19 protein-coding genes are annotated in these 21,985 nt (G+C 73.5%); 13 read left to right on the top strand and 6 right to left on the bottom strand.

Annotated elements, in window-relative coordinates; all coding sequences use genetic code 11:
• The first annotated feature begins 56 nt into the window (after nucleotides 1-56).
• Genes QMG39_RS09455 through mnhG form a run of 6 tightly spaced genes read left to right on the top strand, consistent with a single transcriptional unit; the run spans nucleotide 57 to nucleotide 6,588 of the window.
• The gene (locus tag QMG39_RS09455; protein ID WP_281884362.1) at nucleotides 57-3,059 is read left to right on the top strand and encodes a Na+/H+ antiporter subunit A; all 3,003 of its coding nucleotides are present in this window, start codon (nucleotides 57-59) and stop codon (nucleotides 3,057-3,059) included.
• Nucleotides 3,056-3,565, top strand: a complete 510-nt coding sequence (locus tag QMG39_RS09450; RefSeq protein WP_281884360.1) for a sodium:proton antiporter — start codon at nucleotides 3,056-3,058, stop codon at nucleotides 3,563-3,565. The genes QMG39_RS09455 and QMG39_RS09450 overlap by 4 nt, the downstream gene beginning before the upstream one ends.
• Entirely contained in the window at nucleotides 3,562-5,142 is a 1,581-nt protein-coding gene (locus QMG39_RS09445) for a Na+/H+ antiporter subunit D (protein WP_281884358.1), read from the top strand. Before QMG39_RS09450 ends, QMG39_RS09445 begins: the two co-directional genes overlap by 4 nt.
• Nucleotides 5,139-5,852: a Na+/H+ antiporter subunit E gene (locus QMG39_RS09440; RefSeq protein WP_281884356.1), complete on the top strand. Its 714-nt coding sequence runs from the start codon at nucleotides 5,139-5,141 to the stop codon at nucleotides 5,850-5,852. The genes QMG39_RS09445 and QMG39_RS09440 overlap by 4 nt, the downstream gene beginning before the upstream one ends.
• Nucleotides 5,849-6,124: an MrpF/PhaF family protein gene (locus QMG39_RS09435; protein ID WP_281884354.1), complete on the top strand. Its 276-nt coding sequence runs from the start codon at nucleotides 5,849-5,851 to the stop codon at nucleotides 6,122-6,124. The genes QMG39_RS09440 and QMG39_RS09435 overlap by 4 nt, the downstream gene beginning before the upstream one ends.
• On the top strand, nucleotides 6,121-6,588 hold the full coding sequence (mnhG, locus tag QMG39_RS09430) for a monovalent cation/H(+) antiporter subunit G (protein ID WP_281884352.1): 468 nt from the start codon (nucleotides 6,121-6,123) through the stop codon (nucleotides 6,586-6,588). Before QMG39_RS09435 ends, mnhG begins: the two co-directional genes overlap by 4 nt.
• 84 nt (nucleotides 6,589-6,672) lie before the next feature.
• Here the strand turns inward: mnhG and QMG39_RS09425 are convergent, their stop codons facing one another.
• Nucleotides 6,673-8,508, bottom strand: coding sequence for a helix-turn-helix domain-containing protein (locus tag QMG39_RS09425; protein ID WP_281884350.1), 1,836 nt, complete (start codon nucleotides 8,506-8,508; stop codon nucleotides 6,673-6,675).
• A 116-nt stretch (nucleotides 8,509-8,624) separates the two neighbouring features.
• On the opposite strand from QMG39_RS09425, the gene QMG39_RS09420 reads away from it, so the two are divergent.
• The 3 genes from QMG39_RS09420 to QMG39_RS09410 all read left to right on the top strand — a co-directional run bounded on the left by QMG39_RS09420 (nucleotide 8,625) and on the right by QMG39_RS09410 (nucleotide 12,786).
• A complete protein-coding gene (locus tag QMG39_RS09420; protein ID WP_281884348.1) occupies nucleotides 8,625-9,545 on the top strand; it encodes a hypothetical protein in 921 nt (306 codons plus the stop codon).
• A gap of 117 nt (nucleotides 9,546-9,662) precedes the next feature.
• Nucleotides 9,663-10,616: a DUF1214 domain-containing protein gene (locus QMG39_RS09415; protein WP_281884346.1), complete on the top strand. Its 954-nt coding sequence runs from the start codon at nucleotides 9,663-9,665 to the stop codon at nucleotides 10,614-10,616.
• Between the two features lie 58 nt (nucleotides 10,617-10,674).
• Nucleotides 10,675-12,786, top strand: coding sequence for a RecQ family ATP-dependent DNA helicase (locus tag QMG39_RS09410; protein ID WP_281884344.1), 2,112 nt, complete (start codon nucleotides 10,675-10,677; stop codon nucleotides 12,784-12,786).
• Between the two features lie 14 nt (nucleotides 12,787-12,800).
• Here the strand turns inward: QMG39_RS09410 and QMG39_RS09405 are convergent, their stop codons facing one another.
• A complete protein-coding gene (locus QMG39_RS09405) occupies nucleotides 12,801-13,196 on the bottom strand; it encodes a hypothetical protein (RefSeq protein WP_281884341.1) in 396 nt (131 codons plus the stop codon).
• 82 nt (nucleotides 13,197-13,278) lie between these two features.
• Here QMG39_RS09405 and QMG39_RS09400 point away from each other — a divergent pair, with 82 nt between their 5' ends.
• Nucleotides 13,279-14,301 carry an LLM class flavin-dependent oxidoreductase gene (locus QMG39_RS09400; protein ID WP_281884340.1) on the top strand — a complete coding sequence of 341 codons (1,023 nt, stop codon included), beginning with the start codon at nucleotides 13,279-13,281 and terminating at the stop codon, nucleotides 14,299-14,301.
• Nucleotides 14,302-14,342: 41 nt separating this feature from the next.
• Nucleotides 14,343-14,786 carry a GNAT family N-acetyltransferase gene (locus tag QMG39_RS09395; RefSeq protein ID WP_281884338.1) on the top strand — a complete coding sequence of 148 codons (444 nt, stop codon included), beginning with the start codon at nucleotides 14,343-14,345 and terminating at the stop codon, nucleotides 14,784-14,786.
• 19 nt (nucleotides 14,787-14,805) lie between these two features.
• Here the strand turns inward: QMG39_RS09395 and QMG39_RS09390 are convergent, their stop codons facing one another.
• Nucleotides 14,806-15,234, bottom strand: a complete 429-nt coding sequence (locus QMG39_RS09390; RefSeq protein WP_281884336.1) for a GNAT family N-acetyltransferase — start codon at nucleotides 15,232-15,234, stop codon at nucleotides 14,806-14,808.
• Nucleotides 15,235-15,327: 93 nt separating this feature from the next.
• On the opposite strand from QMG39_RS09390, the gene QMG39_RS09385 reads away from it, so the two are divergent.
• Complete coding sequence (locus QMG39_RS09385; RefSeq protein WP_281884334.1) at nucleotides 15,328-15,744, top strand: GNAT family acetyltransferase; 417 nt, start codon at nucleotides 15,328-15,330, stop codon at nucleotides 15,742-15,744.
• 154 nt (nucleotides 15,745-15,898) lie between these two features.
• On the opposite strand, the gene QMG39_RS09380 is transcribed toward QMG39_RS09385, so the two are convergent.
• A complete protein-coding gene (locus QMG39_RS09380) occupies nucleotides 15,899-16,975 on the bottom strand; it encodes a GDSL-type esterase/lipase family protein (RefSeq protein WP_281884332.1) in 1,077 nt (358 codons plus the stop codon).
• Between the two features lie 184 nt (nucleotides 16,976-17,159).
• Complete coding sequence (locus QMG39_RS09375) at nucleotides 17,160-19,241, bottom strand: DEAD/DEAH box helicase (RefSeq protein WP_281884330.1); 2,082 nt, start codon at nucleotides 19,239-19,241, stop codon at nucleotides 17,160-17,162.
• 506 nt (nucleotides 19,242-19,747) lie between these two features.
• On the opposite strand from QMG39_RS09375, the gene QMG39_RS09370 reads away from it, so the two are divergent.
• Nucleotides 19,748-20,893 carry an alpha/beta hydrolase gene (locus QMG39_RS09370; RefSeq protein WP_281884328.1) on the top strand — a complete coding sequence of 382 codons (1,146 nt, stop codon included), beginning with the start codon at nucleotides 19,748-19,750 and terminating at the stop codon, nucleotides 20,891-20,893.
• 151 nt (nucleotides 20,894-21,044) lie between these two features.
• Here the strand turns inward: QMG39_RS09370 and QMG39_RS09365 are convergent, their stop codons facing one another.
• Nucleotides 21,045-21,878, bottom strand: a complete 834-nt coding sequence (locus tag QMG39_RS09365; protein WP_281884326.1) for an SDR family NAD(P)-dependent oxidoreductase — start codon at nucleotides 21,876-21,878, stop codon at nucleotides 21,045-21,047.
• Nucleotides 21,879-21,985 lie beyond the last annotated feature (107 nt).

Here is a 21,985-nt window from a genome sequence, read left to right as displayed (position 1 = left end):
CCATGCTTCCATCACGCCGGTAGGCTGGTCATCCGCGACCGGCAGGGGGAGGCCAGATGCTCGTCAGCCTCGGGCTGTTCGCGCTCGTGTGGCTGCTGACCCCGTTCGCCACCCGCCTGCTCGGACGCCGCGTCTTCCTCGTCATCGCCGTGCTGCCCGCGGCCGTGTTCGCCTGGCTGCTGGCGCAACTGCCGCTCGTCGTCGGCGTCAGTGCGGAGACGGGCACATCCGGCGAACTCGTCGAGCAGCTCCGCTGGATCCCCCGCCTCGGCATCGAGCTCGGCTTCCGCCTCGACGCGCTCTCGCTGCTGCTCGCGCTCGTCGTCACGGGCGTCGGCGCGCTCGTGCTGCTCTACTGCGCCTGGTACTTCCGCGACGACGAGCCGTCGCTCGGCAGGTTCGCCTCGCTGCTGCTGCTGTTCGCGGGCGTGATGTTCGGGCTCGTCACGGCCGACGACGTGTTCGCGCTGTTCATCTTCTGGGAGGCGACGAGCGTGCTCTCGTACCTCCTCATCGGCCACTACACGGGTCGCCGCGAGAGCCGCGGCGCGGCCCTCCAGGCGCTCACGGTCACGACCTTCGGCGGGCTCGTCATGCTCGTCGGGCTCGTGCTGCTCGCGGTCGCCGGCGAGACCACCTCGCTCGCGACGCTCCTCGCCACACCGGTCACCGGGGCCGCCGCCGAGTGGGGCATCGCGCTCGTGCTGGTGGGCGCGATCTCGAAGAGCGCGCTCGTGCCGTTCCACTTCTGGCTGCCGGCCGCGATGGCCGCCCCGACCCCGGTCAGCGCCTACCTGCACGCGGCCGCCATGGTGAAGGCGGGCGTCTACCTCGTGGCGCGTCTCGCGCCCGGGTACGCGGACCTGTCGGTGTGGCATCCGATCGTCATCGGCCTCGGCGTGCTGACGATGCTGGTGGGCGGCTGGCGCGCGCTGCGGCAGTACGACCTGAAGCTCCTGCTCGCGTACGGCACGGTCAGCCAGCTCGGCTTCCTGATCGTGGTCGTCGGGTTCGGCACGCGGGATGCGGCGCTGGCCGGCGTCGCCCTGCTGCTCGCGCACGCGCTGTTCAAGTCGACGCTGTTCCTCGTGGTCGGCATCGTCGACCACGCGGCGGGCACCCGCGACTGGCGCGAGCTGTCGGGGGTGGGGAGGCGCATGCCCGTGCTCGCGACGTTCGCCGGCCTCGCGGCCGCATCGATGGCCGGGCTCCCGCCGCTCATCGGGTTCGTGGCGAAGGAGGCCGTGTTCGAGGCGTTCCTCGAGGGCGTCGCGCACGGCGAGGCCTGGGCGTGGCTCGCGCTCGTCGGGGTGGTCGTCGGCTCGATCCTCACCGTCGCGTACACCGTGCGGTTCTTCTGGGGCGCGTTCTGGCGCCGGCCCGGGCGCGACGACACGCCCCTGCACGACGAGGGCGCGGGCATCCTCATCTCCCCCGTCGTGCTCGCGACCGCCGGCGTCGTCGCGGCGTTCGCGATCACGTCGATCGAGCCGCTGCTCACGGCCTACGCCGACGAGCTGCCCGGTCCGCAGGAGTACCACCTCGCGCTCTGGCACGGCCTCGGGCCCGCGCTCGCGCTCTCGGCGCTCGTGTTCGGCGTCGCGGCGCTGCTCGTCTGGCTGCGCCGCCCCGTCGCCCGGTTCCAGGCGGCGACGCCCGAGTGGTTCGACACCTCGCGCGAGTACCTCTCGATCGTGCGCGGCGTCGACCGGTTCGCGGCGGCGCTCACCGTGTTCATCCAGCGCCGCGGACTGCCGGGCTACGTCGCGGTCATCGTGCTCGTGCTCATCGCCGGACTCGGCACGGGCCTGCTGCTGAACGGAGCGTGGCCCGACGAGGTGCGCGCGTGGGACTTCCCCGCGCAGCCGTTCGTCGCCGCCGTGATGGCGGTCGCGGCCGTCGCCGCCGCGGTCGCGAGCCACCGGGTCACCGCGATCCTGCTCGTCGGCGTCACGGGCTTCGGCCTCGTGGTCCTCTTCGGCATGTCGGGCGCGCCCGACCTCGCGCTCACCCAGGCGCTGGTCGAGTCGCTCACCCTGGTCGCGTTCGTGCTCGTGCTGCGCCGGCTGCCGAAGCAGATCGCGCAGCACAACCCGCCCGTGCGGCGCCGGTTCCGCGCGATCATCGGCGTGCTCGCCGGCCTCGCGATGGGCGCGGTCGGGCTCATCGCGCTCGGTGCTCGCGTCGAGCCGTCGATCTCGGGCGGGCTGCCGGAGCTCGCACTCGAGGCGCACGGGAAGAACATCGTCAACGTCATGCTCGTCGACATCCGCGCGTGGGACACGCTCGGCGAGATCTCGGTGCTCGTCGCGGTCGCCACCGGCGTCGCGAGCCTCATCTTCGTGACCGGGCGCACGGGCGCCGCGCCCCGCCTCGACTCCTCCGCAGGACGCCGCGACCGCGTGCGTCCCGTCGTCGAGCAGCAGGACGTGCCCGAGGACCGCGCCACGAGCCGCCAGGCCTGGCTGCTCGCCGGCCGCACGCTGGGGCCGCGCAACCGCTCGATCCTCATCGAGGTGCTCGTGCGGCTGCTCTTCCACCCCGCGATCATCGTGTCGGTCTACCTGCTGTTCGCGGGCCACAACGCCCCGGGCGGCGGGTTCGCGGGCGGGCTGCTCGCGGGCCTCGCGCTCGTCGCCCGCTACCTCGCCGCCGGGCGCTACGAGCTCGGCGAGGCCGTGCCGGTCGACGCGGGCAAGCTGCTCGGCTTCGGCCTCCTGCTCGCCGCGGGCACCGCCACCGCGCCGCTCGTGTTCGGCTCGACCGTGTTCACCTCGACCTGGTTCGAATGGCACGTGCCGGTGCTCGGCGAGATCTCGTTCGGCACCTCGACCTTCTTCGACATCGGCGTGTACCTCGTGGTCGTCGCGCTCGTGCTCGACATCCTGCGCTCGCTCGGCGCCGAGGTCGACCGTCACCGCGAGGAGGGCATGGACGCCGCCGACGGAAGCGGCCCGGGCGACGAGCCCGGCGCCCCCGGGGCATCCGATGCCGACGACGACACCGCCGCCACCGCGCCCGTGGACACCGGCACGACCCCCGAGGAGGCCCGCCCGTGACCGGCTCGCTCACCCTCGTCGCGCTCGTCGCCGTGATGTTCGGCGCCGGCATCTACGTGATGCTCGAGCGCAGCCTCACGCGCGTGCTCATCGGGTTCCTCCTCGTCGGCAACGCCGTGAACCTGCTGCTCTACGTCATGGCAGGCGCGCCCGGCCTCGCGCCGGTGCTGTACGACGGCGTCGACCCCGAGGCGATCAGCGACCCGCTGCCGCAGGTGTTCATGCTCACCGCGATCGTGATCAACCTCGGCATCACCGCGTTCATGCTCGCGCTCATCTACCGGTCGTGGTGGCTCGCCCGGCTGGGCGACCAGGGCGACCTGGTCGACGACGATCGCGACGGGCGCGAGTCGGGCGAGGGCGCCGCCGACGTGGCCCGCAGCTCGCGGCTCGACGACACGGCCATCCTGCAGATCCTCGACGAGAGCGACGAGGAGTACGACGAGCGCGGCTCCGAGGCATCCGCCCGGACGGATCGCCCCGACCGGGGAGGGGATCGCCGATGACCGCGCTCGTGCCCCTCGTCGTGCTGCTGCCCCTGCTGGGCGCGGCCGCCACGCTCGTGCTCGGCCGCAACCGGCGGGTGCAGCTGTGGCTCAGCGTCGCCGTGCTGGCGGCGGTCGCGGTGATCGCGAGCGTGCTGCTGTTCGCGGTCGACGCCACCCGGGGCATCGTGGTCTACATCGGCGACTGGGATGCCCCCTTCGGCATCACCCTCGTCGTCGATCGCCTCTCGGCGATCCTGCTGGTCATCTCGGCGATCATGCTGCTCGGCGTGCTCGTCTACTCGGTGGGGCAGGGCGTGGCCGACCGCCACCGCGAGACGCCGGTGTCGATCTTCTACCCGACCTACCTGATCCTCGCCGCGGGCATCTGCAACGCGTTCATCGCGGGCGACCTGTTCAACCTGTACGTCGGGTTCGAGATCCTGCTGGCGGCGAGCTACGTGCTGCTCACGCTCGGCGGCACGGGCGAGCGCATCCGCGCGGGCGTCACCTACATCGTGGTGAGCCTCGTGTCGTCGCTGTTCTTCCTCAGCGCGATCGCACTCATCTACGGCGCGACGGGCACGGCGAACATCGCCCAGCTCTCGGTGCGCATCGCCGAGCTGCCGCAGGACATCCAGCTGCTGCTGCACCTCGCGCTCATCACGGCGTTCGGCATCAAGGCCGCGGTCTTCCCGCTCTCGTTCTGGCTGCCCGACTCGTACCCGACCGCGCCTGCGCCGGTCACGGCCGTGTTCGCCGGCCTGCTCACCAAGGTCGGCGTGTACGCGCTCATCCGGTCGGAGATGACGATCTTCGCCGACAACGACCTCACCACGATGTACCTCGTGCTCGGCGGGCTCACGATGCTCGTGGGCATCCTCGGCGCACTCGCCCAGGCCGACATCAAGCGGCTGCTGTCGTTCACGCTCGTCTCGCACATCGGCTACATGCTCATGGGCATCGGCCTCGCGTCGGAGCTCGGCATCGCGGCGACCGTCTACTACGTCGTGCACCACATCACCGTGCAGACCGCGCTGTTCCTCACCACCGGGCTCATCGAGCGCGTCGGCGGCGCGACCTCGGTGAACCGGCTCGCCGGGCTGCTCGCCGCCTCGCCGTTCGTCGCGATCCTGTTCTTCATCCCGGCGCTGAACCTCGGCGGCATCCCGCCCTTCTCGGGGTTCATCGGCAAGGTCGGGCTGTTCCTCGGCGGTGCCGAGGTGGCGGGTTCCGGCGAGGGCGCGGCACCTTGGCTCATCTGGACCGTCATCGGTGCCGGGGCGGCGACCTCGCTGCTCACCCTCTACGCGCTCACCCGGTTCTGGAACCTCGCGTTCTGGCGCAGCCGCGACGAGCTCGAGGGGTACGAGTCGTTCCTCGTCGAGTCGATGCAGGAGGCGCCCGAGGGCGCGACGGTCACCGAGACCCGCACCGCGCCCGTGCTGATGCTCGCCGCCACGGTCGGACTGGTCGCGTTCAGCCTCCTGCTCACGGTGCTCGCCGGGCCGCTGTTCGAGCTCAGCAGCCGGGCGGCGACGAACCTGCTCGACCCGGCCGTCTACGTGAACCTCGTCTTCCCCGGGGGCATCCGATGAGCCCGGCACGCGACATCTCGCCCTGGCGCTCGATCTGGCGGCAGCTGCCGCTGCTGGTGCTGCTCATCGCGCTCTGGCTGTTCCTCTGGGACGAGGTCACGGTCATGTCGGTCGTCACCGGCGTGCTGCTGGCGATCCTCGTGACGCGCGTCTTCTACCTGCCGCCCGTGCTGCTGTCGGGCAGGTTCAACCCGTGGCGCGGGCTGCTGCTCGGCCTGCGGATGATCGTCGACGTCGCGACCGCGTCGATCGAGGTCGCGTTCTGGGCGGTGAACCCGCGCTACAAGCCGGTCAACTCGATCATCGCCGTGCAGCTGCACACCCACTCCGACCTCGTCATGACCCTCACCGCCGAGGCGATCACGGTCGTGCCCGGCACCGTCGTGGTCGACGTCGACCGCGAGCGCGCGGTGCTCTACCTGCACGCGCTCGGCACCCGCACCGACGAGGACGTCGAGCGCACCAGGCGCCACGTGCTCGGCACCGAGGAGCGCATCGTGCTCGCCGTCGGCACGCACGAGGAGGCCGAGTCGGTGCGCGCCGAACGACGGGCCAGGCGGATGCAGCGGGGCGGCGGCGCACACGGCGGCGCGCCCGACGGGCTCACCTCGCTCGGCAGCGACGAGGTCTCGGCCGACGACATCGCCCGGCGCGACGGGGTGCACCGCGATGACCCGGGCCGCCCGGGTTCCGGGGAGGGGGAGCGATGAGCATCTTCGGGCTGGCCGTCACGATCCTCGCCGGCATCATGTTCGGCATCGGCGCGATCGGCGCGGTCTGGCGCATCATCGTCGGGCCGTCGATCCTCGACCGCGCGCTCGCGGCCGACGTGCTGCTCGCGATCTCGATGTGCGCGATCGGCGCCGAGATGGCCGTCAACCACCACACCGACACGCTCATCGTGCTGCTCGTCCTCGCGATGTTCGCGGTGCTCGGGTCGATCGCCATCGCGAGGTTCATGGCGAAGGAGGACGACTCGTGAGCGCCGCATCCGTCGCCCTGCTCCTCGCCCCCGCGGTGTCGGCACAGGGCATCGCGCCCGCCGCCGAGGCCATGCCGCTGCTGCCCGAGGGGTTCGGGGTGCGCGAGGTCGTGATCGGCGTGCTGGTGCTGCTCGGCGCGTTCCTCTCGATGGCCGCCGGCGTCGGCATCGTGCGCTTCCCCGACGTGCTCTCGCGCCTGCACGCGGGCACCAAGCCGCAGGTGCTGGGCCTGGTCGCCGTGCTCGTCGCGATCCTCGTCGAGGTGCCGACGTGGGGCGTGCTCACCACGATCGTGCTGATCCTGACCTTCCAGCTGCTCACCCAGCCGATGACCGCGCACATGCTCGGCCGCGCCGCCTACCGCACCGACCATGTGCGCCGCGACCTGCTCATCGACGACGAGCTCGCCGAGGACATCGCGCGGCGCGAGCGGGAGCGCACCTCGGCCGACGACGGCTCCTGACCCGGCGACCGACCCCCGGTCCCCGACCCCCGGCCCCGACCCCCGGCCCCGGCCCCCGGCCCCCGGCCCCCGCTCGCCGAGTCGTCACGAGATGTCGCTTCGCCGCGCGGATTCCGGCACTTCGTGACCACTCGAGGAACCCGGCGGGCGCGTGGTGTCGGCGTGCGCGCTCGCGAGCGCGGCGAACAGGCCGGCGCGACTCGACACGCCGAGTTTCCGGTAGGCGTTGCCCAGGTGGTACTCGGCCGTGCGCCGCGAGAGCACGAGGCGGGCGGCGACGTCGGCGTTGCTCGCGCCGTCGGCGACGAGCGCGACCACCTCGAGCTCGCGCGGGGTCAGCGACGCCAGCGGCCCTGCGACGGCGCCGCCGGCCGGTCGCTCGCCGCACGCGACCCGCTCCTGCGCGACCGCGTCGCACCACGAGCGCGCACCGAGGGCGTCGAACCGCTCGGCGGCCTCCGCGAGGCGGTCGCGCGCGTCCTGCCGCCGACGCCGGCGACGCAGCGACCGCCCCCACGCCAGCAGCGTGCGGGCGTGCTCGAACGGATGCGCGGATGCCTCGTGCAGCCGCTCGGACTCGGCGAACGCGCCGTCGTCGCCGTCGGCCAGTGCCCGGCAACGCAGCGCCACGGCGAGCTGCGCGGTGCGGTCGAGCCGGCGCGCACGCTGCGCGAACGCCTCGAGATCGTCGGCGACCTCGTGCTCGCGGGCCAGGCGCCAGGCCGCCTCGAACCGATCGCCGACGCTCGGCAGGAACGCCGGCTCCGCCGTGCCCATCACGCGCTCCAGCCGCGCCGCCTCGGTGAAGCGCGCATACGCCACCGCGACGTCGCCTGCGGCGAGCGCGACGATGCCTCGCGAGCTCTCGATCGTGTGCCGGCTGAGGGGCATCGCGGCGACCCTCCGCACGGCGGGATCGGCGAGCACCGCCTCCATCTCCTCGACCCGCCCGAGCAGCGCGAGCAGGTGCGCGTGGCGCACGCGGATCGGCGCGAGCACCGCGCCCAGCGCACCGGTGTCGGCGAGCGACGCGGCGCGCTCGAACGCGGCGAGCGCCTCGGACCATCGGCCGAGCTGCTGGAGCACCACGCCCTCCTGGGCGAGCGTGAACGCGAGCGGGCTGGGGGCGGCGGATGCCTCGAGGCCGGCGCGGTGCTCCGACAGCGCGCGCAGGGCGCGCTCGGGTTCGCCGAGCCAGGCGATGTGCAGTGCCGTCGGCGCGATGGGGAGCGTCGGCTCGATGAGCGCCTCCGCGGCGAACTGGCGATCGCCGTTGGCGCGGATCAGCTCGCCGGCACCGGTGCGGCCGACGACAACGTCGATGCCGTCGGCGATCAGCCGGGCCGCGAGCGGGAGCTCCCGGCCCGTCGCCCGCAGCTCGTCGGCGACGCGCACCGCCTGCTCGCAGTGCCCGGCGAGCACGAGCGCGAAGGCGGCCGTGATGCGCAGCGCGTCGGCCGCCTCGGTATCGCTGGCGGCGACGCGCACGGCGATCGCATCGATCTCCCCCATGCGACCGAGGGGATCGGCGTGGTCGAGGTCGGCGAGCAGCCGCAGGGCGATCCAGCGCGCCGCCTGCTCGGGCAGCGCCTCGGCGAGCAGTTCGTCGAGCACCGCCGCGAGCTGGTCGGGCCGGCCGGCGAGGAAGGTGGCGGCGGCCGCGCCCTCGAACAGTCGGCGCTGCTCGTCGCGGTCGGGGGTGCGGCGGGCCGCCTCGACCCACCATCTGGCGGATTCGGCATGGGCGCCCCGCGCGGCGGCGGACCGGGCTGCGGCGACGAGGGTTCCGGTGCACTGCACCGACGCATCGATCGGGAGCAGGCAGATCTCCACGGCCTGCGCCTCAGGGTCGCCGTCGAGCGCGTCGATCAGCGCGAGCCGCGCGAGCGTGACCCGATCGGTGGGTGCGCCCGGGCTCATGCGGGCATGGTAGCGACCCTGCGGCGCACCCGGTCCGCCTATGTGGAGGGTGGACTCCGGGAACCCGGTAGTGTCTACGGATTCACCGGAACGGCCCGCTCCGTAGCATCCGACCCATGACCTCGTCCCTCCGCGCGCGCGGCGCGCTGATCGTCGGCTGCCTCGTGACCGCGCTCGCCCTCGCGGGGTGCGCGACGTCGTCCGATGCCGAGGCGGATGCGCCGGCCGAGGCCCCGGACACAGAGACCACGACGACGGACCCGGCGGGGTTCTGCGACCTGTACCCGGACCATGCGACGCTCATCGGCGTCATCGAGTCGCCGCCCTCCGAGGCGGCCGAGGCCGTCACGACGGTCGTCGGGCTGACGCCCGGGTTCGTCGCCACCACGCCGCCCGAGGACATCGCCGACGAGTGGGGAGTGCTGTCGGAGTACTTCTCGGAGATCGCGGCGCACTTCGCGGACGTCGACACCGACGACGACACTGCGCTCGGCGACGCGCTCGAGGCGATGCCCGAGCGGGTGAACGAACTCGCGTTCGCGGCTGCCGACGCCGCCTACACGGTCGGCGAGTTCGCCGCGGTCGAGTGCGGCACCGGCGACGCGGCAGGGACCACGGTCACCGACGCCTGCACGCTGCTCAGCGAGGCGGACGCACCGCTCGTCGCGGTCATGGGCGGCGACGTCCCCGAGGGCGAGTCGAGCGACCTCGGGTTCGGCTGGATCCAGTGCCAGTGGGAGGCGGCCGCGTCGGACAACGAGGTCTGGGTGATGCTCGTGCCGATCGACGAGTTCCGCAGCGAGTACCTCGACGAGTCGACGCCGCTGGCGAACTCCGAGATCGACGAGCTCGAGGACGGCGCGGCCTACGAGGGCATGATCGGCACCGGCAGCTTCAGCACGAGCGGGCACGCGGTGAGCTTCACGGCGGGCGACGTCGGCGGCTTCGTGTCGGTGCGCACTGGCGACGGCGACTCGCGCGCGGAGGACGTCGGCGCGGCGACGCAGCTCGCGATCGCGGTCGTCGGCCGGCTGTGAGGGCCCGGCCACCCCGCAGCATCCGCTGACCGTTCGACGGCGGGACGATCGACCCTGACACGCTCCCCGAACGGCGGTACGGTGAACGTGTTCCAGGGAACGGATGGGGGATCCGACATGGGCACGCACGTCAACGTCGACAACTTCGCGGTCGCGGAGACCGCGCGGATGTTCCACGACCTGCAGCGCGACGCCGGGGGCGTCAACCGACTGCTGCATCATCGCGCGCCCGCGCCGATCGACCAGCAGACCGTGATCCGCATGAACCGCGACACGCTCTACAGCTTCGTCGTCGTCGACGTCTCGGGCGGGGCGACGCTGACCCTGCCCGACGCGGGCGGGCGGTACCTGTCGGCGATGGTCGTGACGACCGAGCACTACATCCCGAGGATCTTCCACGACCCCGGCGAGTACCGGCTCGATGCGGACCTCGCCGGCGCCTCGCACTGCTTCGTCGCCGTGCGCACGCTCGTCGACCCGAACGACGCCGACGACGTCGCCGCGGTCGGCGCACTGCAGGACGCGATCGGGCTGGAGGCGGCATCCGCCGAGCCCTTCCCCGACCCCGACTTCGACCAGGCGAGCCTCGACGCGACCCGCAACGCGCTGCTGCAGCTCGCGGCCGGCCTCACGGGGTTCGAGCGCACCTTCGGCGCGCCCGACGAGGTCGATCCGGTACGCCACCTCATCGGCACGGCCGCCGGGTGGGGTGGCCTGCCGTCGCACGAGGCGTCGTACATCGGCGTGGTGCCGGAGGAGGCGACGGGCACGTTCTCGCTGCGCATGGCCGACGTGCCGGTCGACGCGTTCTGGTCGATCTCGGTGTACGACGCGAAGGGCTTCTTCGTGCCGAACGAGAGCGGCCGGTACACCGTGAACAGCGTGACCGGCGTGCCCGACGACGACGGCGCGATCACCGTGCACTTCGTGCACGACGACGGGGTGCGCGACCTGCCCAACGCGATCCCGATCCCCGAGGGCTGGAACTTCATCGTGCGGCTCTACCGCCCGCGGCAGGAGTACTTCGACGGGGCCTGGACGCTGCCCGACCTGACGCCGGTGCTGCGCTGAGGGCGCTCGGCCGGCCGGTGCGGCCGCCCGTGTCGGCCGGGTGCGAGAGGGTGGAGGGGTGACCACCGCCACCACCACCCGCGACGACGCCCTCGACGTGCTGCGTGCGCTCGTCGGGCGCGACGACGCCGAGTTCCACGAGGGCCAGTTCGAGGCGATCGCGACGCTCGTCGACGACCGGCGGCGCGCGCTGGTCGTGCAGCGCACGGGGTGGGGCAAGTCGGCGGTGTACTTCGTCGCGACGCTGCTGCGCCGACGGCAGGGTGCCGGGCCGACCGTGCTCGTGTCGCCGCTGCTCGCGCTCATGCGCGACCAGATCGCGGCCGCCGAGCGGGCCGGCGTGCGCGCCGTGGCGATCAACTCGACCAACGCGCACGAGTGGGGCGACGTGCTCGCCGCGCTCGACCGCGACGAGGTCGACGTGCTGCTCGTCTCCCCCGAGCGTCTGAACAACCCGTCGTTCCGCGACGAGCGACTGCCTGTGCTCGTGCGCCGCATGGGCATGCTCGTCGTCGACGAGGCGCACTGCATCAGCGACTGGGGGCACGACTTCCGGCCCGACTACCGGCGGCTGGCCGAGCTCATCGCGCAGCTGCCCGACGACGTGCCGGTGCTCGCGACCACGGCGACCGCGAACAGCCGGGTGGTGACGGATGTCGCCGAGCAGCTCGAGCACGCCGCCGACGAGCGTTCGGTGGAGGTCGTGACGATCCGCGGACCGCTGGCGCGGGCATCCCTGCGCCTCGGTGTCCTGCGGCTGCCCGAGGCGCGCGGCCGGCTCGGCTGGCTGCTCAGCCACCTCGACGACCTGCCCGGCTCGGGCATCGTCTACGCCCTCACGGTGAGCGCCGCGAACGACACGGCACGGATGCTGCGGGACGCCGGCCACGAGGTGCGCGCCTACACGGGGCAGACCGATCCGGCCGAGCGCGAGGAGTCGGAGCGGCTGCTGAAGGAGAACCGGGTCAAGGCGCTCGTCGCGACCTCGGCGCTCGGCATGGGGTTCGACAAGCCCGACCTGGGGTTCGTGGTGCACCTGGGCGCGCCGTCGTCGCCGGTGGCGTACTACCAGCAGGTGGGTCGCGCGGGCCGCGCGACCGAGAACGCCGACGTGCTGCTCATGCCCGGGCGCGAGGACCCCGACATCTGGCACCACTTCGCGACCGCCGCGATGCCGACCGAGGAGCGCGCGTCGCGCGTCATCGCCGCCCTGTCGCCCGACGAGCCGCTGTCGACGCCCGCGCTCGAGTCCATCGTCGACATCCGCCGCTCGCCGCTCGAGCTGCTGTTGAAGGTGCTCGACGTCGACGGCGCGGTGCGGCGCGTGCGGGGCGGCTGGGTATCGACCGGCCGGCCGTGGGTGTACGACGCCGACCGGTACGACCGCATCGCCGCCGAGCGACGGGCCGAGCAGCAGCACATGATCGACTACGAGCGCACCGACGGCTGCCGCATGGAGTTCCTGCAGCGGTCGCTCGACGATGCGACCGCTGCGCCGTGCGGACGGTGCGACAACTGCACCGAGCCGTGGTTCCCGACCTCGATCGACTCCTCGGCGGCCGAGACCGCGGCGGCATCGCTCGACCGCGTCGGCGTGCCGATCGAGCCACGCGCCCAGTGGCCGACCGGCGCCGATCGCCTCGGCGTGCCCGTGAAGGGGCGCATCGCGCCCGACGAGCGCATGGCGGAGGGGCGCGCCCTCGCCCGACTCACCGACCTCGGCTGGGGCGGGGCGCTGCGCGAAGTGTTCGCCGAGTCGGCAGCGGATGCCCCCATCAGCGGCGCCCTCCGCGACGCGGCCGTGCGCGTGCTCGCCGACTGGCCGTGGGCGGAGCGGCCGGTCGCGGTGGTCTCGATGCCCGCCCGGCGCCGCCCGCAGCTCGTCGAGTCGCTCGCACGCGGGCTCGCCGAGGTCGGGCGGCTCCCCTACGTGGGCGCGCTCGGCCTGGTCGACGGCGGCCCGACCGGCGATGCCGGCGGCAACAGCGCCTACCGGCTGGCGGGGGTGTGGGCGCGCTTCGAGGCATCCGCCCTCGACCTGCCCGACGGGCCCGTGCTGCTCGTCGACGACCTCGCCGACAGCCGCTGGACCCTCACGGTCGCCGCGCGCGAACTGCGCCGGGCCGGCGCGAGCGCGGTACTGCCGTTCGCGCTGGCGCTGCGCGGGTAGGGCTGCGGGGGCGTCTACGCCGCGCCGCGCACGCGGTCGGTGCGTGCGAGGAAGCTCGCGGTCACGATGTTCACGATGCAGAGCACCGCGGCGCCGACCATCACGAGGGTGTTGCCCTGCACGGCGCCGACGAATGTGTCGATGCCCTGCACGATGACCATGACGACCGCGATCGCGAGCAGCGCGGCATCCGCCGGGAAGAGCGGCACGATGAGCGCCACGACGACGATGGCGACGCTGCGCGAGGCGGCGTAGAGCGCGTCGGCGTCCTCGAGGCCGCCGGCGATCACCGCGGTGACCGAGTACCAGACGCTGACGGATGCGCTGAGGAGGACGACCGCGAAGCAGATCCAGTACGCGGCGCCGCGACGCGGTGGTTGACGGGTGCTGCCGGTGCCGGGAGCGGTCATGTCCCCACACTGGCCGGGTGCGGCGGGGCGGTCAAGGGCGGGCGCGGGAATTCGCGGCATCCGCGTGTGCTTGTCTTCTGGTGTGAAGCACATCGGATTCCTCTCGTTCGGGCACTGGCAGCCGTCCCCGCAGTCGGCCACGCGCTCGGGCGGCGACGCCCTGCTGCAGTCGATCGACCTCGCCGTCGCGGCGGAGGAGCTCGGCGCCGACGGCGCGTACTTCCGCGTGCACCACTTCGCCCGGCAGCTCGCGAGCCCGTTCCCGCTGCTGGCGGCGATCGGCGCGCGCACGAGCCGCATCGAGATCGGCACGGGCGTGATCGACATGCGCTACGAGAACCCGCTCTACATGGCGGAGGACGCCGGCGCCGCCGACCTCATCTCGGGCGGGCGGCTGCAGCTCGGCGTGAGCCGCGGGTCGCCCGAGCAGGTCATCGACGGGTACCGCTACTTCGGCTACGAGGCGCCCGAGGGCAAGACCATGGCCGATGTCGCGCGCGAGCAGACCGAGGTGTTCCTCAAGGTCATCGAGGGTGCGCGCTTCGCCGAGCCGAATCCGCGGCCGATGTTCGCCAACCCGTATCCGGGCCCGCTGCCGATCGAGCCGCAGTCCCCCGGGCTGCGCGACCGCATCTGGTGGGGCGCCGGGTCGGATGCCACGGCGGTCTGGGCCGCCGAGCGCGGCATGCACCTCATGAGCTCGACGCTCAAGGAGGACGAGTCGGGCGAGCCGCTGCACGTGCAGCAGCGGAAGCAGATCGAGCAGTACCGCGAGGCCTGGGCGGCAGCGGGCCACGAGCGCGAGCCGCGCGTGTCGGTCAGCCGGTCGATCTTCCCGATCGTCGACGACCGCGATCGCGCCTACTTCGTGGGCGGCGGCGAGACGAGCGACCAGTTCGGCGCGATCGACGGCTACCGCGCGGTGTTCGGGCGCAGCTACTCCGACGAGCCCGACCGGCTGGTCGAGCAGCTCCGCGCCGATGAGGCGATCGCCGCGGCCGACACGCTGCTGCTCACCGTGCCCACGCAGCTCGGCGTCGACTACAACGCGCACGTGCTCGAGTCGGTGCTGACGCACGTGGCGCCGGCGCTCGGCTGGCGCTGACGCTGGCGCTGAGCGGGAGCATCCGCCCGTAGGCTTCGGGCATGGTCACCATCACCGCCGTCACCCCCGCCGATCGCGACGAGTGGGGGCGGCTCTGGGCCGGGTACCTCGAGTTCTACGAGACCGACCTCGACGAGGCGACGACGGATGCCACGTTCGCGGCGCTCCTCGACCCGACGTCGACCGTGCACGGCGCCCTGGCGCGCGACGAGGCGGGGCGTGCGATCGGGCTCGTGCACTGGCTGACGCACGCCGCCACCTGGTCGACCGCCGACTACTGCTACCTCGAGGACCTCTTCGTCGCACCCGATGCGCGGGTCGGCGGCGCGGGCCGGGCGCTGATCGCACACGTGCACGAGTGGGCCGCCGGGCACGGCTGCGCGAAGGTCTACTGGCTCACGGCCGAGACCAACCAGGTGGCGCGCGGGCTCTACGACCGGGTGGCCTCGCGCAGCGGCTTCATCCACTACCAGATCTCGCTCTAGCGCGACCGGCTCGCGCCGCTCAGCTCCGGAATCGTACGAACGCGCGCAGCTGCCGGGGCCGCACGTCGTGCACCTCGGTGAACCCGAGCGACTCGTAGAACGCCCGCTGTCCGGGCTCGTCGTCGGTGAGCAGCACCTGCTGACGCACGTCGCCGAACGGCGCGAATGCGGCCGCCACCATTCGCGACCCCAGCCCGGACCGTCGATGGTCGGGGTGCACGAGCACGTCCTGCAGGTATGCGATGGTCGCACCGTCGCCGACGATGCGGGCGAGCCCGACGAGCCGGTCTCCGCGCCACGCCGTCACCACGCGGAGCGATCCGGCGAGCGCACGGACCAGCACGTCGGGTGCGGCGGTATACGCCGACCAGCCCACCGCGTCGTAGAGGGCGACGAGCGCCTCGATTCCCGGCATCCGGTCGTCGCGCACCTCGGGAGGTTCCGACATCGCAGCTGGTGCTCCGGGCTCGACCATGCTGCCGACCGTACCGCGACGGCGACGCACCCGACGCTCGCGCCGGGCCTCTGCCACAGTGTGGTGATGGAGATCCGGCCGTTCCGCACCGACGACACCGAGGCGGTCGTCGCGCTGTGGGAGGCGTCCGGGCTCACGCGGCCGTGGAACGACCCGCGGAAGGACATCGCCCGCAAGCTGGCCGTGCAGCCGGAGCTGTTCGTGGTGGCGGTCGACGACGACCGAGTGGTGGGGTCGGTGATGGCCGGGTACGACGGGCACCGCGGCTGGATGAACTACCTCGCGACCGCTCCGGGTTCGCGTCGGCTCGGCATCGGGCGCGCGCTGGTCGCGCACGTCGAGACGGCCCTGCAGGCGATCGGATGCCCCAAGGTCAACCTGCAGGTGCGCGCGACGAACCGCGAGGCCGTCGCCTTCTACGAGCGGCTCGGCTACCGGGTCGACGACACGATCGACCTCGGCAAGCGCCTCATCGACGACTGACGCCCGGCGAAGTGCGGCACTTTTCAGGAGCCGACCGGCGCCCGGCGGCGGAATCCTGCGCGGCGCGAGCCGCGCACGACCGAACCGGCCGGATTCCGGCCCGGCCCGCACCATCCGTGCGCGGCCGCCGGGCCGGCTCCTGAAAAGCGACGTCCTACCCCGCGTAGGCGGAGTACGGCCAGGTGATCGCGGCGAGCGTCGCCTGCCCCGAGACGCTCGGGTGGAAGTAGTCGAACGTCGAGATGTGCGACGAGGTGAACTGGTAGTCCGCCACCGTGTAGTCGTCGAACGTGCAGGTCGCGATCGCGTCGCAGATCGCCTCGAGCTCGGCGTTGTACTCGTCGACGCGGGCCTGCACGGCGTCGCGACGCTCCTCGCTCGCGGTGGTCGTCGAGGTCGGGTTCTGCAGCATCGACTGGCAGACGCTCCCGATCGACCAGATGAACCGGGCCCAGCCGTTGTCCTTGCTGAGCGCCCACATGCGCTTCAGGTTCGGCACCGTCGTGAGCAGGATCTCGGCGTCGGGCCGCTGGTCGGCGAACGTGCCGAGCGCACCGGCGACGCTGGCCGAGAACTCATCCGTCCGCGTCATCCCGTCGACCGTGCTCGTGCACGCGTCGTTCGCGCCGATCTGCACGGTGAGGTAGTCCGCGCCCTGCGCGATCGCCTGGTTCACCTGCGGCGCGAGGTCGGCCGCCTGCGCGCCCACCACCGCGTCGTTGTAGGCCACGAGATCGGATGCCCCGGCTGCGCGCAGCCTGGTCGCATGCGACTGCACGCTCGACGAGCCGCCCGTCGACCAGCTGTACTGCGGGTACGAGCCGCTGCCGTCGGCGTCGTACGCGACGGTGATCGAGTCGCCGACGCCGGCCATGATCGCCGGGAGCGCGGCCGGGTCGGTGGGCGGCGGGGTGGTCTCCGTGGGCGGGGCGGTCGTCTCCGTGGGAGGGGCCGTGGTCTCCGTCGGCGGGGCCGTGGTCTCCGTGGGAGGCGCGGTCGTCTCCGTCGGCGGGGCGGTCGTCTCGGTCGGCGGGGCGGTCGTCTCGGTCGGCGGCGGGGTGGTCGTCTCGATCACCGTCGGCGTCGGCTTGTTCTTGCCCTTGCCGTTGCCGCCGCCCTTGCCCTCGGGCGGCGCGCCGAGCGCGGGGCTGGCGATGAGGCCGACCGCGATCACGGTCGAGATGATGACGGCGACGGCTGCAGGTGCGCCGGCGGGACGGTGGCGGGTCATCGGTCCTCCGCGGTACGGGTGTCGATCGCCCCGGGACGCCCCCGGCACGCGGTGCGTGGGCTGCACGTTCGGCGACGTCGTCGATCGCGCGGCGGTGGGCAGCATCGATCGCGCCCACGCCGCACGTTAGTCCCGTGTGCGGGCGGCGACAACACCCCCGTTCGCGGGGGTGAGGCCTCCTCGACTACTCCGAGGCGTCGGCCGCCGCGATCGTGAACTCGTCGCCGCGCGCGAACTCGTCGAACTCGGCCTCGATCTCGGCGCGCTCGAGCAGCTCCGTCATGCGGCGGTGGCGCCCGCGCGGGATGAGCGTCACCACGACCCCCCGCTTGCCGGCACGACCGGTGCGACCCGAGCGGTGCAGGTAGGTCTTGTACTCGTCCGGGGCATCCGCCTGGATCACCAGGTCGATGTCGTCGACGTGGATGCCTCGCGCTGCCACGTCGGTCGCGACCAGCACGTCGACCTTGCCGCTCGTGAGCTGCTGCAGGTTGCGCGTGCGTCGGGCCTGGTTGAGGTCGCCGTGCAGTGCGACCGCGAACACGCCGCGGTCCTCGAGGTGCTCGACGAGGTCCTCGGCGAACGCGCGGGTGCGCGAGAACACGAGGGTCTTGCCCGGTCGCGCGGCGAGCTGCGCGACGATGTCGCGCTTCTGGTCGTTGCGGATCACGAGCACGCGGTGCTCGATCGTGCCCGACGCCTGGTCCTCGCCCGCGACCTCGTGCACGGCCGGGTCGACGAGGAACTCGTCGACGAGCGCGGCGACGCCCGTGTCGAGGGTCGCCGAGAACAGCAGCTTCTGGCCGCCCTCGCGGGTGCGGCGGAGGATGCGCTGCACGGGCTCGAGGAACCCGAGGTCGCACATGTGGTCGGCCTCGTCGAGCACGGTGATCTCGACCTCGCTCAGGTCGAGGCGGCGCTGCTCGATCAGGTCCTCGATGCGGCCGGGCGTGCCGATCACGATGTCGACGCCGCGCTGCAGCGCGCCGACCTGGCGGCCCTGCGGCACGCCGCCGTAGACCTGGGTGGTGAACAGCCCGACGCTCTGGGCGATCGGCTGCACGGTGCGGTCGATCTGCAGCGCGAGCTCGCGGGTCGGCGCGAGGATGAGCGCGCGCGGCGCGCGGCCGAGCTTGCGCTTCTCGCCGGCCTTGCCCTTCGCCGCCCACATCTGCATGAGGCGCTCGACGGTCGGCGCGCCGAACGCGATCGTCTTGCCCGAGCCGGTGCGGCCGCGGCCCAGCACGTCGCGCCCCTCGAGCACGACCGGGATGGTCGCGGCCTGGATGGGGAACGGATGCTCCGCGCCGAGGTCTCGCAGCGAACGCACGATGTTGCCGCCGAGACCGAGGTCGGCGAACGTCACGCCCTCGACGGCGTCCGCCGTGATCGCCTCGGCCTGGAGGCGCTCGAGCACGACGTCGTCCTCGGGCGTGTAGGGCGCACGGTCGTCCTTCGCGGGGAAGTACGTCGACGGGCGGCGCTCGGACTCGCGGAAGCCCGGGCGGTCGTTGCGGTCGTAGCCGCGGCGGTCGTCCCGGTCGGTGCGGTCGTAGCCGCGGCGGTCGTCCCGGTCGGTGCGGTCGTAGCCGCGGCCGGCGACCCGGCGGTCGTCGTGGTCGCGGCGGGGGCGCTCGCCGCGGTCGCGGTCGCGCTTGCGGGCGTCGTCGTGGTCGTAGCCGCGCCCGGCGACGCGCTGCGAGCGGTCGCGGTCGCGGTCGTCGCGGCGGGGCGCGCGGTCGTCGCGGTCGTACCGGCGGCCGGAGTCGCGACGGTCGCGGTCGTCCCGACGCGGGGCGCGGTCGTCACGGTCGTACCCGCGCGAGCCGCGCTGGTCGCGGTCGTCGCGACGCGGGGCGCGGTCGTCACGGTCGTACTTGCGGCCGGAGTCCCGACGGTCGCGGTCGTCCCGACGCGGGGCGCGGTCGTCACGGTCATAGCCGCGCGAGCCCCGCTGGTCACGGTCGTCCCGGCGCGGACGGTCGTCGCGGTCGTACCGGCCGCCGCCGTCGCGGTCGTCGCGGCGCGACGAGCTCGAGCGGCGCGGCGAGCGGCCCGCCGCCTCGCGCTCCTCGCGGCTCCAGCGCTGCTTGGGCTCGGCCTCCTCCGGGCGGTAGCCGCGGTGGCCCGGGCTGCGCGAGCCGGGCTTGCGCGAGCTGCCGGAGGCATCCGCTCGCTTGTGCTGCTTCGACTTCGACTTCTTCGCGTACGACGGGTCGAAGTTCTTGGCGGGGCGGCCGCCGGCGGGCTTCTTGTTCTTGGGCATGGCGATGCTTCCTGGGTTGTCCTCGAGTACATGGGAAACCGCCGAGCGAGCGCGCGTCGGCTTCAGAACCCGGGCTGTCCTCGACCGGGGCCGTCACATACGGTGATGCTCCCCGCCACCGCGGCGGGGATCCGGCCCACGGGACTCACAAACCCATCCGCGCGATGCGCGCGGTGTCCCAGACCGACCCGTCGATGCTAGCGGACCTTGCTGTGAGGATGCCCGGCCGGGCACGTCGACCCGGCGCGAGCCGAAGGAGATTCGCGGCCCCGGGCCGGCCCACCACGGCGCGTTTCCCCTCCAGTCCTCCGTTTCGCCCGGACCCCGTGGGGGCCAGTGTGCGAACCGGAGGAGAATCGCGGCCCCGGGCCGCCCGGGTCGGCGTGTCGCCGATCGGGTCCTACGCCTCGCACGGGCCCCGCGACGAGCGGCAGGGCGCCGCCGCATTCGGCGGCTGAGCCCGCCTCAGGTAGCATCGCCCCACCCGATTCCCCCCGGAGCGCCCCGTGCAGACCACCCGAGCGACCGACGGCGGCGCGGGCCGGGGCGCCGCACCCGACGGGCGCCGGCCGGCAGGACGCCGCCGCCGCTGGCGCGCGCTGCTGGTCACGGCAGCGGCTGGATCGGCGATCGCGGCCGTCGCCGCCCTCAGCGGCTTCCACCTCGGGCTGCGCGCGATCGACCCCGCCGGCCCGAACGACGTGAGCGAGCTCCCCGGCGACGCGATCACGGGCATCCGCACCTTCACGCCACCGGCCACCGGCATCGCGATCGACGAGGACGTCGAGTACGGCACCCGCGCCGACGGCACGCTGCTGACCCTCGACGTCTGCAGCCCTGCCGGCCCCGACGCGAGCCGTCCGGGGGTGCTCGCGATCCACGGCGGCAGCTGGGCGCGCGGCGACAAGGCCAGCGACGACTGGCGGCTCGTCTGCCAGTGGCTCGCCTCGCAGGGGTTCGTGGCGGTGTCGGTGAACTACCGGCTCGTGCCCGACGTGACGTTCCCGGCGGCGATCGACGACGTGGCGCTCGCGGTCGAGTGGCTGCGCGAGCCCGAGCAGGTCGAGGCGTACGGCATCGACCCGGCGCGCATCGGCGCGCTCGGCGGATCGGCGGGCGGCAACCTCGCCGCGCTGCTCGGCACGACCGGCACCGGGCCGATCGACACCGGGTCGCGCGTGGCCGCGGTCGCGGAGCTCAGCGGACCCATCACGCTCGACGCGGTGTCGCTCGGCGCCGACCAGGCCAGCCAGTGGCTGTACGGCATCGTCGCCGACTACCTCGGGTGCGAGCGCGCCTCCGACTGCCCCGAGGCGGATGCCGCGTCGCCGACCTCGCACGTCGACGCGAGCGACCCGCCTGTGTTCATCGCCCACGCCGACGACGAGATCATCCCGCTCGCGCAGGCCGAGCGCTTCGCCCGCACGCTCGACGAGGCGGGCGTGCCGGCCGAACTCGCGGTGGTCGCGGGGAGCGGGCACTCGATCGGCATCCTCGACGCGGGCCTGCGCGAGCGCATCGCCGCGTTCCTGCACGCGCACCTGGGGTGGGCCGAGGAGCTCCCCGCCGAGCAACTCGCCGCCGACGACGCCGGCTCGGTGGCACACGCGACGGATGCTCCGGCAGAGCCGGACGCGGTCGCCGAGGGCTGACCGCCGCCCCGCGGCATCCGCCCGCCCGCCATCGCCGGCCCTCGGGGTGGCAGCGGATGCACGCGCACGATGGCGCATCGCGTCGGGTCGCGTGCATCCGCCGCCGGGTCCCGCGAGCACCCCCGTGGCCGCGGGACGTCGTGGCGCCGGCTCAGACCACCAGCTCGGGCATGTCCGAGTACGGCAGGTCCTTCTCGGCGAGCCCGCGCAGGTACGCGTCGGCGCCGAGCGTGCGGGTCATCGTGCGCATCGCCCCGTCGGAGACCGCGCCGACCGCGACGAGCGGGCGCATGGGCAGGGTGTTCAGCACGACCTCGGCCCGGTCGCGCCGCAGCGCGCGCACGGCCTGCCGCGCCACCGTCGCCGACACGTTGGTGCCGAGGTACCAGGGCACCGGCGTCTCGTAGGCCGGGTACATGCCCTCGTCGCCGATGAAGCCCGGCGAGACCACGGTGCTCGACACCCCAGTCCCGGCGAGCTCGGCGCGCAGCGCGCGCGAGAACGCGACCAGGCCGGCCTTGGCCGCCGAGTAGTCGACGAGGTACGGCAGGCCCGCGAGCCCGGCGAGGGATGCCACGTTCAGCACCCGCCCGAACCCGCGCTCGCGCATGCCGCCGAGCACGAGACGCGTGAGCTCCATCGGGGCGAGGAGGTTCGTCGCGATCACGCGCGACGGGTCGGCGTCGGCGTACCCCGAGGCGCGCGCGACGCCGGCGTTGTTGACGAGGATGTCGACGGGCCCGAGGGCGGTCGTCACCCGGTCCACGATGCCGGCGCGGTCGCCCGCGTCGGTCAGGTCGCCGGGCACCGCGATCGCCCGTCGGCCCGTGCCCGCGATCTCCTCGGCGAGCGCGTCGAGCGGCCCGGCCGTGCGGGCGGTGACCGCCACGCTGCATCCGGCCGCCGCGAGCTCCCTCGCGAGGTGGCGTCCCAGTCCACGGGATGCGCCGGTGACGAGCGCCACCCGTCCGTCGAAGTCGTCCATGATCCCCAGTCCTCTCGTTCGTGCGTGCCGCGGCCGATCCGCGTGGCACGAACGATTCCGCAGCGAGTGCACATCGAGGTCACACCCCGGTCGCGGGCCGCGCCGCC

The organism is Agromyces rhizosphaerae (genome assembly GCF_027925245.1).
Lineage (GTDB): Bacteria > Actinomycetota > Actinomycetes > Actinomycetales > Microbacteriaceae > Agromyces > Agromyces rhizosphaerae.
Note: the sequence above shows the minus strand (reverse complement) of the source record. Positions and strands in the feature narration are given on the sequence as shown.